This is a genomic window from Pseudodesulfovibrio sp. (genome assembly GCF_028692895.1).
Lineage (GTDB): Bacteria > Desulfobacterota > Desulfovibrionia > Desulfovibrionales > Desulfovibrionaceae > Pseudodesulfovibrio.
In genome coordinates this window covers 84,015-98,226 of record NZ_JAQUWN010000004.1, presented here as the reverse complement: position 1 = coordinate 98,226, position 14,212 = coordinate 84,015, and the positions used below count along the sequence as shown (strand labels likewise).

Annotated in this window: 14 protein-coding genes; 10 read left to right on the top strand and 4 right to left on the bottom strand. The window is 64.7% G+C overall.

What is annotated here, in order from left to right; genetic code table 11:
* Positions 1-141: 141 nt before the first annotated feature.
* Entirely contained in the window at positions 142-1,479 is a 1,338-nt protein-coding gene (locus PHP91_RS02085; protein ID WP_300136119.1) for a UDP-glucose/GDP-mannose dehydrogenase family protein, read from the bottom strand.
* Between the two features lie 190 nt (positions 1,480-1,669).
* Here PHP91_RS02085 and PHP91_RS02080 point away from each other — a divergent pair, with 190 nt between their 5' ends.
* From PHP91_RS02080 to cimA, 7 genes are read left to right on the top strand one after another with little or no spacing between them, the layout of a single operon-like run.
* Complete coding sequence (locus PHP91_RS02080; RefSeq protein WP_300136116.1) at positions 1,670-2,395, top strand: pyridoxine 5'-phosphate synthase; 726 nt, start codon at positions 1,670-1,672, stop codon at positions 2,393-2,395.
* Between the two features lie 12 nt (positions 2,396-2,407).
* Complete coding sequence (acpS, locus tag PHP91_RS02075) at positions 2,408-2,776, top strand: holo-ACP synthase (RefSeq protein WP_300136113.1); 369 nt, start codon at positions 2,408-2,410, stop codon at positions 2,774-2,776.
* A 26-nt stretch (positions 2,777-2,802) separates the two neighbouring features.
* Positions 2,803-4,329, top strand: coding sequence for an NAD(P)H-hydrate dehydratase (locus PHP91_RS02070; RefSeq protein ID WP_300136110.1), 1,527 nt, complete (start codon positions 2,803-2,805; stop codon positions 4,327-4,329).
* Positions 4,330-4,332: 3 nt separating this feature from the next.
* Positions 4,333-4,782 (top strand): CBS domain-containing protein, encoded by a 450-nt coding sequence (locus tag PHP91_RS02065; protein ID WP_300136107.1) that lies wholly within the window; start codon positions 4,333-4,335, stop codon positions 4,780-4,782.
* A gap of 13 nt (positions 4,783-4,795) precedes the next feature.
* The gene (locus PHP91_RS02060; RefSeq protein WP_300136104.1) at positions 4,796-5,302 is read left to right on the top strand and encodes a tRNA (adenosine(37)-N6)-threonylcarbamoyltransferase complex ATPase subunit type 1 TsaE; all 507 of its coding nucleotides are present in this window, start codon (positions 4,796-4,798) and stop codon (positions 5,300-5,302) included.
* Positions 5,299-6,531 carry an aspartate kinase gene (locus PHP91_RS02055; RefSeq protein WP_300136101.1) on the top strand — a complete coding sequence of 411 codons (1,233 nt, stop codon included), beginning with the start codon at positions 5,299-5,301 and terminating at the stop codon, positions 6,529-6,531. The genes PHP91_RS02060 and PHP91_RS02055 overlap by 4 nt, the downstream gene beginning before the upstream one ends.
* Entirely contained in the window at positions 6,528-8,126 is a 1,599-nt protein-coding gene (gene cimA / locus PHP91_RS02050) for a citramalate synthase (protein ID WP_300136099.1), read from the top strand. The genes PHP91_RS02055 and cimA overlap by 4 nt, the downstream gene beginning before the upstream one ends.
* 75 nt (positions 8,127-8,201) lie before the next feature.
* On the opposite strand, the gene PHP91_RS02045 is transcribed toward cimA, so the two are convergent.
* The 3 genes from PHP91_RS02045 to surE form a co-directional block, all read right to left on the bottom strand.
* Entirely contained in the window at positions 8,202-9,455 is a 1,254-nt protein-coding gene (locus PHP91_RS02045; protein ID WP_300136096.1) for an HDOD domain-containing protein, read from the bottom strand.
* A 231-nt stretch (positions 9,456-9,686) separates the two neighbouring features.
* Positions 9,687-10,670, bottom strand: a complete 984-nt coding sequence (gene gap, locus PHP91_RS02040) for a type I glyceraldehyde-3-phosphate dehydrogenase (protein ID WP_300136092.1) — start codon at positions 10,668-10,670, stop codon at positions 9,687-9,689.
* 78 nt (positions 10,671-10,748) lie between these two features.
* Positions 10,749-11,510 (bottom strand): 5'/3'-nucleotidase SurE, encoded by a 762-nt coding sequence (gene surE / locus PHP91_RS02035; protein ID WP_300136089.1) that lies wholly within the window; start codon positions 11,508-11,510, stop codon positions 10,749-10,751.
* Between the two features lie 126 nt (positions 11,511-11,636).
* Between surE and PHP91_RS02030 the strand changes: the two genes are divergently transcribed.
* From PHP91_RS02030 to PHP91_RS02020, 3 genes are all read left to right on the top strand, one after another.
* Entirely contained in the window at positions 11,637-12,671 is a 1,035-nt protein-coding gene (locus PHP91_RS02030; protein ID WP_300136086.1) for an HD domain-containing protein, read from the top strand.
* The gene (gene tmk, locus PHP91_RS02025) at positions 12,647-13,288 is read left to right on the top strand and encodes a dTMP kinase (protein WP_300136083.1); all 642 of its coding nucleotides are present in this window, start codon (positions 12,647-12,649) and stop codon (positions 13,286-13,288) included. Before PHP91_RS02030 ends, tmk begins: the two co-directional genes overlap by 25 nt.
* 90 nt (positions 13,289-13,378) lie before the next feature.
* Positions 13,379-14,203, top strand: a complete 825-nt coding sequence (locus PHP91_RS02020; protein ID WP_300136080.1) for an amino acid ABC transporter permease — start codon at positions 13,379-13,381, stop codon at positions 14,201-14,203.
* Positions 14,204-14,212 lie beyond the last annotated feature (9 nt).

The following is a 14,212-nucleotide window of genomic DNA, read 5'->3' as shown; positions in this document are numbered from 1 at the left end:
CCACGAAAAGCTTCTACAAACCGATGGACTGATGATACCTTGAGCTTCGCCATGTCGGCCTCCCGTTTGTTTTGGTTCTACTGGTGTTGTTACCAGCAAAACTCAGGAGTGCCGACATGGTATTTTTGCCGGAGAAAACGCCTAGGCCACCGGCTTGCGGCCGATGCTGAAGTAGGCGAAACCGGCCTCCCCCATGCGGGAAGGCACGTAGAGGTTGCGGCCGTCGAAGATCAGCGGGGCCTTGAGCAACGCCTTGATGCGCTCGAAGTCAGGGTCGCGGAACTGGTTCCAGTCCGTGATGACGGCCAGGGCGTCCGCGCCGTCGAGGACCGCGTACTGGTCGTCCTCGATGGACAGGTTCTCCAAGTGGCCGATCTCCTCCCTGGCGCGGCCGGTGGCCACGGGATCGAAGGCTCGCACCTTCATGCCCCGGGCGGTCAGCTCCTTGATGACCTCGATGGCCGAGGCCTCGCGGATGTCGTCGGTATTGGCCTTGAAGGCGATGCCCCAGATGGCCAGGGTCTTGCCCGCCACGCCGCCCTGCGGCTCGAAGTAGTCGCGGACCTTGTCCGCCAGCACGCGCTTCTGCGAGTCGTTGACTTCGTCCACGGCCCGGATCAGCCGGGCGTCGTAGCCGTGCTCGCTCGCGGTGCCGATGAGCGCCTTGACGTCCTTGGGGAAGCAGGACCCGCCGTAGCCCACGCCGGGGTAGATGAAGCTGTAGCCGATCCGGCTGTCCGAGCCGATGCCCGCGCGCACCTCGGAGACGTCCGCCCCCACCCGCTCGCAGATGTTGGCCACTTCGTTGATGAACGAAATCTTGGTGGCCAACATGCAGTTGGCCGCGTACTTGGTCATTTCCGCGCTGCGCACGCCCATGACGATGAGCTTCTCGCGGCTGCGGGCGAAGGGGGAATAGAGGTTGCGCAGCACCTTGGCCGACCCCTCGTCCCCGGTGCCGACGATGACCCGGTCCGGCTTCATGAAGTCGTTGACCGCGTCGCCCTCCTTGAGGAATTCCGGATTGGAGACCACGTCGAAGGCGATGTCCGCCTTGCGCGCGGCCAGCTCCCCGGCGATGATGGAGCGGACGTGGTCCGCCGTGCCAACGGGCACCGTGGACTTGTCCACCACGATCTTCGGGGCGGTCATGCGCTGGCCGATCTCGCGCGCCACGGCGTCCACGAAACGCAGGTCGCAGCTACCGTCCTCGCGCTGGGGCGTGCCCACGGTGATGAAGACGACGCGGGCGTCGGCCATGCCCTCGGCCAGGTCGGTGGTGAAGCGGAGGCGGCCCTGGCCGGTGTTGCGCTTCACGAGATCCTCAAGCCCCGGCTCGTAAATATGGACCTTGCCGCTCCGCAGGGTCTCGACGACCTTGGGGTTGACGTCCACGCAATGGACGTTGTTGCCCATTTCAGCGAAACAGGCGGCGGAAACCAGTCCCACGTAGCCGGTGCCGACGATGCATACATTCATTATGATATGTCTCCAAATTGATGTTGGGTTCCGTTCCAGCGCAACCCGATACCTCTTGTCCGGTTTTGGTGTCAACTTGTAACAATTATCGCAAGGGTTTGCCCCCGCAGGGCGCGCAAAGGTTGCCATCCAGGACAACTTTGCCTAATATATGAGGATATTTTTTCATCATCAACCTGGAGCGCAATCCATGCCGGTACTTGTCGTCAACGTGGACCATGTGGCCACCCTCAGGCAGGCCCGTAGGGGCATCGAACCCGAACCCGTCACCGCCGCCTACATGGCCGAAATTGCCGGGGCAACGGGCATCATCGTCCACCTGCGCGAGGACCGCAGGCACATCCAGGACCGCGACGTGGAGCTCATCAAGCTGACCTGCAACACCCGGCTCCACCTGGAGATGGCCGCCACCGAGGAGATGCAGGCCATCGCCCTCAAGATTCGGCCCGAGATGGTCTGCCTGGTTCCGGAGAAGCGCCAGGAGCTGACCACCGAAGGCGGCCTGAACTGCATCGGCCGCGAAAAGGAGCTGGCCGACTTCCTGGCCCCGCTCAAGGAAAAGGGCATCCGCTCCTCCCTGTTCATCGACGCCGATCCCAAGCAGATCGAGGCGGCCAAGGCCACGGGCACGGAGTTCATCGAGATCCACACCGGCCACTATGCGGACGCCAAGGCCGTGGACAAGCGCCAGCGGGAGCTGGGTTTCATCCTCGACGCCGTACGCCTGGCCAGGGGCATCGGCCTCAAGGTCAACCTGGGCCACGGCCTGAACTACCGCAACGTCCTGGCCTTCAAGGACGTGTCCGGCATCAGCGAATACTCCATCGGCCACGCCATCATGGCCCGCGCCATCTACGTCGGCCTGGACCGGGCCGTGCGCGACATGGCGGAGCTCGTCCGCTCCTTTGCGGACTAGGGGCCGCCGGAGATGAAAGGCGTCGGCATCGACCTGACCGAGATCGACCGCATCCGCGCCCTCTGGGAGAAGTACGGCATGCGCTTCGCCCGCCGGATTCTCACTGACGGGGAACTGGCTCAGTTGCCCAAGCGGAACCCCGTGCCGCGCCTGGCAGCCCTTTTCGCGGCCAAGGAGGCCGGGGTCAAGGCCCTGGGCACAGGGTTTGCGCAGGGGGTGCACCACAGATGCGTCGAAGTCCTGCACGCGCCGTCCGGCAAGCCGGAAATCCGCTTTCTCGGCCGGGGAAAAGAGGTCTGCGACGCGCTGGGGGCCACGGCGGCCCACGTCTCGCTCACCCATTCCCGTGACACCGCCGCCGCCACCGTGATACTGGAATAGCCACACCGCCAACCGAGGGTTCGCCAATGCTGCTGCCGCTGCCGACACCGACCGAAATGGCCACGTGGGACCGGGACACCATCAACTCCGGAGTCCCCGGCATGGTGCTCATGGAAGCCGCCAGTCGGGAGGCCCTGGCTGTGCTCCGGGACGAGTTCGGCCCGGTCGACGGGGCCGTGGTCCACTGCTTCGCCGGGTCGGGCAACAACGGCGGCGACGCCTTCGCCCTGGCCCGCCAGCTCCGCGAGCACGGGGCCGAGGTCACCATCTTTCACTCCAAGCCCGCCGCCAAGTACTCGGGCGACGCCGGGGCCAACCTGGCCTGGGCCATGGCCGTGGGCGTGCCCGCCGTCTTCCTGGACGGCGCGGACCCGGCCGCCCTGCCCCAGCCGGACCTCATCGTGGACGGTCTGCTCGGCACCGGGTTCGACGGCGAGCTGAGCCCGGCCTTCCTCAAGCTGGTCCGGGCCGTGAACCGGCTCGGGGAGCTGGCCTTCGTTCTCTCCCTGGACATCCCCTCGGGCCTGAACGGCTGCACCGGCCTGCCTTGCCCCGAGGCCGTGGAGGCGGACGCCACCGTGGCCTTCCAGGCGGCCAAGCTCGGCCTAGCCATGCCCGGCGCGGCCCGTTTCACCGGCGCGCTGCACGTCCGGCCCATCGGCATCACCCGGGCCGCCATGGAGGCGCACCCGACCAAGCTCCAGCTCATTTCCGAAGAGGTCATGCGCGCCATCCCCGTCCCCCGGCACGACATGCACAAGGGGCGGGCGGGCCGCGTGCTCATCGCGGGCGGCTCTCCCGGCCTGACCGGGGCCCCGCACCTGGCCGCCCTGGCCGCCCTGCGCAGCGGGGCCGGGCTGGTCACCGTGGCCTGCCCCGCCGGGCTGGAGGCCGCCATCAAGGGCGACGCGCCCGACATCATGACCCTGCCGCTCGGCAAGGGCGCGGAGTGGACCCCGGACATGACCGAGAAACTGCTCGAACGGGCGGCGCACGTCGATGCGCTGGTCATCGGGCCCGGCCTGGGCCGGGGCTCCGGGGCCACCCGGTTCATCAAGACCTGCGTGCCCCACTGCCCCTGCCGGACGGTGCTGGACGCCGACGCCCTCTTCGCCCTGGCCGAATACCCGGAGCTTATCGCCGACCTGCCGCCCACGGCCATCGTCACCCCTCATCCGGGCGAGATGGCCCGGATGCTCGGCCGGAGCAGCGCCGACATCCAGGCGGACCGGTTCGGCGCGGTGGAGCGCTTCGTCCGCCAGTGCCCGGCCACGCTGATCCTCAAGGGCGCGGGCACCCTGGTGGCCGACCGCTCCACCACCTGCCTCAGCCCGTTCTCGGAGCCCAACCTCTCGGTGGGCGGCTCAGGCGACGTCCTCTCCGGCCTGCTGGGCTCCCTGCTCGGCCAGGGGCTCGGACAGTTGCAGGCCGCCTGCCTCGGGGTGTATTGGCACGGCCTGGCCGGACGGATGCTCCGGAAGAAATTTCCCCTTCGCGGCAATCTCGCCTCGGAAATCGCACACATGCTGCCCACGGCGGCAAAAGGAGAATAACGAATGCTGAAAGCCAAGGATATCATGACCACGGAGTGCATCACCTTTACCCCGGAGACCGACATCCGCACCGCGCTCAAGACCCTGCTCGACAACAAGATCAACGGCGCGCCCGTGGTGGACGACGGCCTGGTGGTCGGCGTGCTCTGCCAGTCGGACCTGGTGGCCCAGCAGAAAAAGGTGACCCTGCCCTCCTTCTTCACCCTGCTCGACGGCGTCATTCCCCTGTCCTCGCCCGAGGAGATGGAGCGCGAGATGCAAAAGATCGCCGCCCTCCAGGTGGGCGAAGCCATGACGCCGGCCCCCACCTTCATCACGCCCGACACCACCATCGAGGACGTCGCCACCATGATGACCAACGAGAAGCTCTACACCCTGCCCGTGGTGGAAGACGGCAAGCTCGTGGGCGTCGTGGGCAAGGAAGACGTGCTCAAGACCCTGCTTTCCAAGTAGCGGCCGCGGGCCGATGAACGTCACGCTGCACCTGAAGACCGCCGGGGACACGCTGGACCTGGGCCGAATCCTGGCCCAGGCCCTGGCCCGCACGACTCCGTCGCCCTCTTTGCTCTTGCAAGGCGGGCTCGGATCGGGCAAAACCACGTTGGTCAGAGGGTTGGTGGAATCCCTGCCGGGCGCCGACATGGCTGAAGTGTCGAGCCCGAGCTTCAATATATTCAACCTCTATCCGACAACGCCGCAAGTGGCCCACTTCGACCTGTACCGGCTCGAAGGCATGGTGCCGGACGATTCCCTGTTCGAGTACCTGGAGGACCCTGCGACGCTTGTAGTGGTGGAGTGGATCGAGTACCTGGACCAAGATCTTTGGCCGGGCGACGCGATCCTCCTCAGGTGGCTGCCCGCCGATTCCGGGCGCGGCCTCACCCTGGAATGCCTGGGCGAGACGGCGCAGACCATGGCGGAAGCCCTTGAGGGAGAACTCAAACCGTACAGGCAAGACACGCAAGAACCATGAACATCGTCGTACAAAAATTCGGTGGGACCTCGGTGCGCAATCTCGAATGCCAGTGCCAGGTCATGCAGAAGGTCCTTCGCCCCTACCGTGAAGGCAACAAGGTCATCGTGGTCCTCTCCGCCATGAGCGGCGAGACCAACCGGCTGCTCTCCCTGGCCTGCGAATGGGCGGAATGTCCCGACCCCGCCGAGGCCGACTCCATGGTCTCCACCGGCGAGCAGATTTCCTGCGCGCTGTTCGCCATGCTGCTCAAGCAGCAGGGCGTGAACTGCCGCTCCGTCCTGGGCTTCCAGGCCCCGGTCCGCACCAACGACGCCTTCGGCAAGGCGCGCATCACGGCCATCGACAGCGAAAGCCTGATGAACATGCTCCAGGAATACGACATCCTCGTGGTGGCCGGATTCCAGGGCGTCACCGGCGACAACCGCATAACCACCCTGGGACGCGGCGGGTCCGACACCTCTGCCGTGGCCCTGGCCGCCGCCCTGGACGCGGACGTCTGCGAGATCTACACCGACGTCCCCGGCGTCTTCACCACCGACCCGAACATGTGCACCGATGCGCGCAAGATCGACCGCATCGCCTATGACGAGATGCTGGAAATGGCCAGCATGGGGGCCAAGGTCCTCCAGATCCGCTCCGTCGAATTCGCCAAGAAATACAACGTAACCGTTCACGTCCGCTCCACTTTTTCCGACGAGCAGGGCACCATCGTCACCCAGGAGGATGAAACCATGGAATCCGTTCTTGTTTCCGGCATCGCTTACGACAAGGACCAGGCTCAGATCACCCTGGTGCACGTCATGGACAAGCCGGGCGTCTCCGCCCAGATTTTCTCCCCGCTGGCCGAAAAGAAAATCCTGGTGGACATGATCGTCCAGAATCCGAGCAAGGACGGCAAGACGGACATGACCTTCACCATCCCCCGCGCCGATGTGAAGCAAACCATCAACACGCTCGAAAAACTCAAGTATGAAATAGGTTACGAAGAGCTAACCAGCGATCTCAACGTCTCCAAGGTCTCGATTATCGGCGTCGGCATGCGTAACCACTCCGGAGTCGCCTCGCGCGCATTCCGGGCGCTTGCCGATGAGAACATCAACATCCTGATGATCAGCACCTCCGAGATCAAGGTCACCTGCCTGATCGAGGACAAGTACACGGAATTAGCCGTGCGCACCCTCCATGAAGCCTTCCAGTTGGACAAGGGGCCAGTTGAGAAACCATGAGAAAAGTAACGATATACGACACCACTCTCCGCGACGGAGCACAGGCCGAAGAACTGAACCTGACCTGCGAGGACAAGGTCCGCATCGCCCGCAAGCTCGATGAGCTGGGCATCCACTACATCGAGGCGGGCTGGCCGGGCTCCAACCCCACGGACAAGAAGTTCTTTGACACCATAAAGGGAACCACCTTCAAGAACGCCAGGCTGGCGGCCTTCGGGTCCACCCACCTGGCGAAGACCACGCCGGAAAAGGACGCCAACCTGCGCGCCCTCCTGGAGGCCGGGACCCCGGTCATCACCATCTTCGGCAAGACCTGGGACATGCACGCCACCACGGCCCTGGGCATCCCCCTGGAACGCAACCTGGAGCTCATCTCGAACAGCGTCCGCTATCTCGCCGAACGCGCGGACGAGATATTCTTCGACGCCGAGCACTTCTTCGACGGCTACAAGCACAACCCCGACTACGCCCTGAGCGCCCTGCGGGCAGCCCACGAGGCCGGGGCCGCGCGGCTCATCCTCTGCGACACCAACGGCGGCACGCTGACCGCCGAGCTGGGTGAAATCATGGGCGCCGTAGCGCGGGCGCTGCCGGACGCCGAACTCGGCATCCACGCCCACAACGACGGCGAACTGGCCGTGGCCAACTCCCTGGAGGCAGTCCGGCTCGGGGCCACCCAGGTCCAAGGGACCATCAACGGCTACGGCGAACGCTGCGGCAACGCCAACCTCTGCTCTGTGATCCCCAACCTCGAACTAAAGATGGGCATCGAGACCTTCGGCCGAAAAAGCCTGGAACGGCTCTCCGACGTGGCTCACTTCGTCAGCGAGACGGCCAACCTGCGCCCCTTCATGCGCCAGCCCTTTGTCGGGGCCTCGGCCTTCGCCCACAAGGGCGGCGTGCACGTCAGCGCCATCCTCAAGGACGCTCGCACCTACGAACACATCCCGCCCGAAAGCGTGGGCAACGTGCGGCGCGTGCTCCAGTCAGACCAGGCGGGCCGCAGCAACATCCTGTTCAAGGCACATGAGCTGGGCTACGATATGGCGAAGAACGACGCCACCGTGGACCGGCTGCTCAAGGAGATCAAGATCAGGGAGAGCATGGGCTACGAATACTCCGTGGCCGACGCCTCCTTCGAACTCGTCCTGCAGGAGGCCCTGGGCAAGCCGCTCGATTACTTCCATTTCCGCCACTTCTTCGTGGTGGACGCCAAGCGCGAGGAGGACGCCGAACCCATGACCGAGGCCACGGTCATCGTGGACGTCAAAGGCCAGATGGAACACACGGCGGCCACGGGCCTGGGCCCGGTCAACGCCCTGGACCGCGCCCTGCGCAAAGGGCTCGAACGGTTCTACCCGAACCTCGGCGAAGTCCGCCTGCTCGACTTCAAGGTCCGCGTCCTCTCCGGCGCGGTGCGCGACACCGGGGGCACGGCCTCCTTCGTCCGCGTGCTCATTGAATCCGGCGACAAGTACGAGCGATGGACTACCGTCGGCGTGTCACACAACATCATCGAGGCGAGCTGGCAGGCCCTGGTGGACGCCATCAACTTCAAGCTGCTGCGCGACGACCAGCGCCGCGAGCAGGCCTGAACCGCCCTTTCCTGAAAACAAGACGGCCGGGCAGCATGACGCTGCCCGGCCGTTTCCTTTCACTCCGGCGAAAAATCAGTGACTCAGTTCCGGCAGTAGCCGGGCGGCCCAACTGGCGGCCCGCATATAGTGGGTGGCCGCGCTGGTCAGGCAGGCGCCGTAACGGCCCAGGATGTCGTTGGCCACCTCCCAGTTGCCGATCTCAACGGCGTCGAGCAGAAGCAGCCAGTCCCGGAAATCGTTGAGGGTGCCGCACAGGGCTTCCTTGATGCCGTCGTCCAGCGGGATGTCCTCAAGCGCCCGGTCCATCGGGCAATCGAGCAGCGCGTCCAGCTTGGAAAAAAGCCCCAGCAGGAACATGGTCTCCGGCGGATGGGCAACGCTTTCCATGGACTCCGCCAACTGGCTCAAAAACCGCCCGCGCTGCAACGCCAGGTAGGAAAGCTCCTCTCCCCTTGGCGTGGAGTCGATGTCGGTCATGACCACCACCAGGGCCCAATGCCGGACCTCGTTCAGCCCGAGCAAGGACACGGCCTGGCCGATGGACCGGACCTTGTTGCGCATACCCAGGGCGGCCGAGTTCATGTACCTGAGAATGCGGTAGCTGAGCGAAACGTCCGTCGCGATGATGGACGCGAGATCGTCCATCTCGCAATCGGGATTGCCCAGCTCGCGCAGCAGTTGCAGCTTTGCCACCGCGCTGGCCGGGAGGTTCACACCCTCCCGCACCTGCGGGACCGAAAAAAACGGTCCCTGAAAATAGGAAAAACCGAGGGCCCTCGTCCCCTCGAACGCCTCCCAGCTATCCACGTCCACGGCCAGGAACTCGCTGTTGGTCCCCTTGAACTTCTTTCTGATGTTGACGATCTCCGGCGGCGTCTTGTCGGCCAGGGAAACCCGGATGATGCACCCGTGGTCCAGCCGCTCCCGCACGCAGGGCTCCAGGCTTTCCTCCACCACAAGGGCCCCGCCCTTTTGGTGAAGTTTTTCGGCCAGGGCAACGGAATCGGGATGAGCCGCACGGTCAACATTGAGGAAAAATGCGCACATGGGACCGTCTTCGTCCCGAAAATCCGCGGTCAGGTCGACGGAGTCGGGCAGCGTCAACAAGAGCTTCTTCTCCGCCAGGGGCGAAGGCATCCGGGCCACGTGATCCTGATAGAACCGAACCAACCCGGACAATGTCGGCGCTTCCTCGCCGCTGGCCGCTCCGGGGTCGCTCAACAGGAACTCGTAACCCCAGACGTCCTTGCTCCGAGTGAAAATCGGCAGTCGGACGATCATCGTCTGTTCGGATAGGGTATCCGGATCGTCCGCGCGACTCGTCATGATTGTGGCCTCCGAATCAACAAATAAATTTTATCAGTCCTTAACAAGACTTGTTAGACCATCTACATAATAATGTAAAGAATTACAGGTCATTTTTTGGTGGTTCCCATTTGGAACCAGCGCCTTTGGCAGAACAATTTCCGCACTAAACATACTGTCGGACGGACGACACAGAGCAAAGGCCGCCCGCGTCATGCGGACGGCCCGAACAATATTCGTCGATGGAACCGATCAGAGCAATGCGGCCACCTTGCGGGTCAGGCGCACCAACTGGTTGGTGAAACCTGCCTCGTTGTCGTACCAGACGATGATCTTGACCATGGTGCCGTCCATGACCCGGGTCAGGCCCGCGTCCACCACCCCGCCGAAGGTGGAGCCCATGAAGTCCACGGAGACCAGCGGTTCCTCGGTGTAGCCCATGGAGTCGTTGGCGGCCGCCTTGAGGGCGGCGTTGACCTCCGCGGCCGTGGTGGGCTTCTTCAACTCGCAGACCAGGTCCACCAGGGAGACGTTGGGGGTGGGCACGCGGATGGACATGCCGTCCAGCAGCCCGTTGAGCTCGGGAATGACCAGTCCCACGGCCTTGGCAGCGCCGGTGGTGGTGGGCACCATGTTCACGGCGCAGGCGCGGGCGCGGCGCAGGTCCTTGTGGGAGCCGTCCAGGATGCGCTGGCTCATGGTGTAGGAATGGACCGTGGTCATGATGCCGTGCTTGATGCCGAAGCTGTCGTTGAGCACCTTGGCCGCCGGGGCCAGGCAGTTGGTGGTGCAGGAGGCGTTGGAAATGACCTTCTGGTCCGCGCTCAGGGTGCCGTCGTTGACGCCGATGACCACGGTGTTGTCCGGGCCCTTGGCCGGGGCCGAGACGATGACCTTCTTCGCGCCGCAGGCCAGGTGCTTGTCGCAGGACTCGCGGTCCGTGAACTTGCCGGTGGACTCCACGACGATGTCGCAGCCCAGGTCGCCCCAGGTCCATTCGCCGGGCGCGTTGCGGGTCACGAGGACCTTCCTGCCCTTCATCATGAAGCCGTCGGCCGTGGGCTCGACCTCGGGAAAACGGCCGTGGACCGAGTCGTATTTGAGCAGGTGAGCCAGGTCCTCGTTGGAGGCGCGGGCATTGACCGCCACCAGTTCCAGGTCATTGTCCCCGGCCAGCAGCCGGGCCATGTAACGACCGATGCGTCCAAATCCGTTCAGGCCTATTTTCGTCGCCATGTCAGAGCCTCCTGATGGTTCTTTTTCCTTCCTGGCACAATTGAATGCTCTCAAGAATACGTTCGCAATGATAATCCGTCAACGGAGTCGCCCAAAACTTTGTCCCAGCAGCGCCATTGTCTCACGGTCCGTGAAGTCGAAGCGCAGCGGCGTGAGGGTGATGTGCCCCTTGGTCAGCAGCGCGCGATCACGGTCCGGGCTGATGCGCTCGGGCGGGATGGCCCCGTCCAGCCAGTAATAGGGACGGCCGCGCGGGTCCTGCCGCGTGTCGTACCAATCGGTGTAGGACGCGCGGGTGTGCGGGCAGACGGCCAGCTCCAGCGCCTCCTCCACGGGCCGGTTGGGGAAATTCAGGTTGAGCACGCACTTGGGCGGCAGCGCGTCCCAGGGAATCCTCGGCAGCAGCCCGGCCGTGTATCGCGCCTGGCCGCTCAGGTCCGAAGGGTTGAAATGGTCCATGGACACGGCCATGGACGGAATCTCCATGAGCGCACCCTCGGTGGCGGCCGAGACCGTGCCCGAATAAAGGATGTCCACACCCACGTTGGCCCCCGCGTTGATGCCGGAGATGACGAGATCGGGAGTTTCGTCCAGCAGGGTCGAGAGCCCGAGCTTGACGCAGTCCACCGGCGTGCCGTAGACCCCCCTTCCATGGAAGCCGTCCTCGCGGAACTCCTTGACCCTGACCGGCATGGCCAGGGTCACCGCGTGCCCCACGGCCGATTGCTCGGTGACCGGGGCCACCACATGCACCGTGTGCCCGGCCTCGACCAGGGCGCGATAAAGCGCGCGCAGACCCACGGCCTGTATGCCGTCGTCGTTGGCCAGCAGTATGTTCATGGACCCCTCCTACGCGGGATTTGACAATCCAAGTGAAATCAGGTTCATAACATGGAAGCGGGCTTGTCCCGCTCCCCGCTCCGTTGCGCTCCGAAGTTAGGGGCGAAGTACAATAACCGCAACCCAATGGCAAGATTCGTGGCAAGAAAGTCGCAATATGTCCGGGACCTGACGCCCGGAACGTCCGTGGACGAAACCTTCCTCCTGGCCGAGGCCAACCAGGCCCAGTCCCGCAACGGCCCCTACTGGAACCTGACCTTCCAGGACGCCACCGGCACGGTGGACGGCAAGATATGGAGCCCCAAGAGCCAGGAATACCCCGCCCTTGACCCCGGCGCCATCTGCCGGGTCCAGGGATTCGTGGAAAATTACCGCGAGCGCACCCAGCTCAAGGTGGACAACCTGCTCCTCATCGACGCCGCGGACGTGGACCTCTCGGATTTCCTGCCCGCCTCGCGCGTTCCGCCCGAGGAACTGATGGAGGCCATCGAGGACCTCGTCACCCAGCACATGCGGCATGCGCCGTGGAAGGCCCTGTGCCGCAAGGTCTTGGGCGACGAGGATATCCGGCGCAGGCTGCTGACCGCGCCCGGCGCCAAGACCGTGCACCACGCCTACGTGGGCGGGCTGCTGGAGCACACGCTCCAGGTGGCCCGCGCCTGCATGGCCCTGTGCGACGTCTATCCGGACCTCGACCGCCAGGTGCTCCTGGCCGGGGCCATCTTCCACGACCTGGGCAAGGCCTGGGAGCTCTCCGGCGGCCTGGCCAACGACTACACGGACGAGGGGCGGCTCATGGGCCATATCCTCCTCGGCGAGGAGGCCCTGGAGCCCTTCCTGCACAAATGCAAGGGGCTGGACCCAGGCCTCAAGCTCCACCTCAAGCACCTCATCCTCAGCCACCACGGCGAACACGAATTCGGTTCCCCTGTGCGGCCCAAGACCCCTGAGGCCTTCGTCCTCCACTTTGCCGACAACATGGACGCCAAACTGAAGATCATCGACCAGGCCTTCGACGATACGGACAAGACCGGCCCGCAGTGGTCCCCCTACCTGCGCTTCCTGGAGCGCAACGTCTTCCGGGCCCCGGCCACGCCGGACTCGGGCAAAAAGAAAAACGACAAGTCGGAGAACCAATGTTTATTACCTTTGAAGGCATAGAGGGCACGGGCAAGACCACGCAGGTGGCCAAGGTGAAGGAATACTTCGAGTCCAGGGGGCGCGAGGTCTTCCTGACCCGGGAGCCGGGCGGCAGCCGCGTGGGCCGGGAGCTGCGCAAGATGCTCCTGCACGTGGACAACAAGGACCTCACCCCGGTCACAGAACTCTTCCTCTACCTAGCCGACCGGGCCCAGCACGTAGCCCAGGTCATCCGCCCGGCCCTGGACGAAGGCAAGGTCGTGCTCTGCGACCGCTTCGCCGACTCCACCGTGGTCTACCAGGGCTACGGCCGGGGGCTGGACACCAAGGTCCTCAAGCAGCTCAACGAGGTGGCGGTGGACGGGCTGTGGCCCGACCTGACCGTCGTCCTGGACATCGACCCGGAGATCGGGCTCAAGCGGGCCACCCTGCGCAACCTGGAAAAGGGCATGGCCAAGGAGGAGGGCCGGTTCGAAGCCGAGCACCTCAATTTCCACAAGCGCATCCGCGAGGGCTACCTGACCTGGGCCGCGCTCAACCGCAACCGCATCCGGGTCGTCAACGCGGCCGCCACCCCGGACGAGGTCTTCTCGCGCATCCGGCAGGCCATCGAGGCAGCCCTGCCGGGGGACGCCTAGCGGTTTCCGACCCGGAGTCTGGCCTCGCGCGAAAAAAGTGTTATGTTGTAATCGCGAGCACGAACCGGACCCTCTGACCGACAAGGCTTCATGGACATAGAACAGACCCCGAACACGCACCGCCGCATCCCCCCCGCCGTCCTCCTGGACACCGGGAAGTACCTTCTGGTCATGGCCGGGATCGCCTGGCTGCTGGCCGCCGGCTCCGCGCGCCTGGGCTACAACTGGCAGTGGTACCGCATCCCGCCCTTTCTCTTCCGCCACACAGCCGACGGCTACGTCTTGGGCCCCCTCATGAAGGGCCTGGGCGTCACGCTCGAGATCACGGCCATGAGCATGGGCCTCATGCTCGCCCTGGGCCTGGCCACGGCCCTGATGCGCATGTCCCGCTCCGTGGTGGCCGTGGGCCTGGCCCGCGCCTACATGGAGATCATCCGCAACACCCCGCTGCTCATCCAGCTTTTCTTTCTCTACTTCGTGGCCGCGCCCATCCTTGGCATGTCCGGCTTCTGGGCCGCGATCATCTCCCTCAGCCTGTTCGAGGGGGCCTACGCCTCGGAGATATTCCGGGCCGGGATCACCTCCATCGACCGGGGGCAGTGGGAGGCGGCCAAAAGCCTGGGCATGACGCCCGCCGTCATGTACCGCAGGATCATCCTGCCCCAGGCCGTCCGGCGCGTGCTGCCGCCCCTGACCAGCCAGGCGGTCTCCCTGGTCAAGGACTCGGCTCTTGTCAGCACCGTGGCCATCCTGGACCTGACCCAGCGCGGCCGGATGATCGACGCGGAAACCTTCCTGACCTTCGAAATCTGGTTCACCGTCGCAGCCATCTATCTCGCCGTCACCCTGACCTTGTCGGGCGTGGCGCGGATGCTGGAAAAACGTCTGGGCGGCTTCCGGCCGCCGAACCCGTAACCTGGAGGA

Coding starts and splice junctions, on each gene's coding strand:
- acpS (WP_300136113.1), top strand. CDS start 2,408: ATGAAAGGCGTCGGCATCGACCTGACCGAGATCGACCGCATCCGCGCC.
- PHP91_RS02020 (WP_300136080.1), top strand. CDS start 13,379: ATGGACATAGAACAGACCCCGAACACGCACCGCCGCATCCCCCCCGCC.
- PHP91_RS02060 (WP_300136104.1), top strand. CDS start 4,796: ATGAACGTCACGCTGCACCTGAAGACCGCCGGGGACACGCTGGACCTG.
- surE (WP_300136089.1), bottom strand. CDS start 11,510: ATGAACATACTGCTGGCCAACGACGACGGCATACAGGCCGTGGGTCTG.
- PHP91_RS02065 (WP_300136107.1), top strand. CDS start 4,333: ATGCTGAAAGCCAAGGATATCATGACCACGGAGTGCATCACCTTTACC.
- PHP91_RS02055 (WP_300136101.1), top strand. CDS start 5,299: ATGAACATCGTCGTACAAAAATTCGGTGGGACCTCGGTGCGCAATCTC.
- cimA (WP_300136099.1), top strand. CDS start 6,528: ATGAGAAAAGTAACGATATACGACACCACTCTCCGCGACGGAGCACAG.
- tmk (WP_300136083.1), top strand. CDS start 12,647: ATGTTTATTACCTTTGAAGGCATAGAGGGCACGGGCAAGACCACGCAG.
- PHP91_RS02070 (WP_300136110.1), top strand. CDS start 2,803: ATGCTGCTGCCGCTGCCGACACCGACCGAAATGGCCACGTGGGACCGG.
- PHP91_RS02085 (WP_300136119.1), bottom strand. CDS start 1,479: ATGAATGTATGCATCGTCGGCACCGGCTACGTGGGACTGGTTTCCGCC.
- PHP91_RS02030 (WP_300136086.1), top strand. CDS start 11,637: ATGGCAAGATTCGTGGCAAGAAAGTCGCAATATGTCCGGGACCTGACG.
- PHP91_RS02045 (WP_300136096.1), bottom strand. CDS start 9,455: ATGACGAGTCGCGCGGACGATCCGGATACCCTATCCGAACAGACGATG.
- PHP91_RS02080 (WP_300136116.1), top strand. CDS start 1,670: ATGCCGGTACTTGTCGTCAACGTGGACCATGTGGCCACCCTCAGGCAG.
- gap (WP_300136092.1), bottom strand. CDS start 10,670: ATGGCGACGAAAATAGGCCTGAACGGATTTGGACGCATCGGTCGTTAC.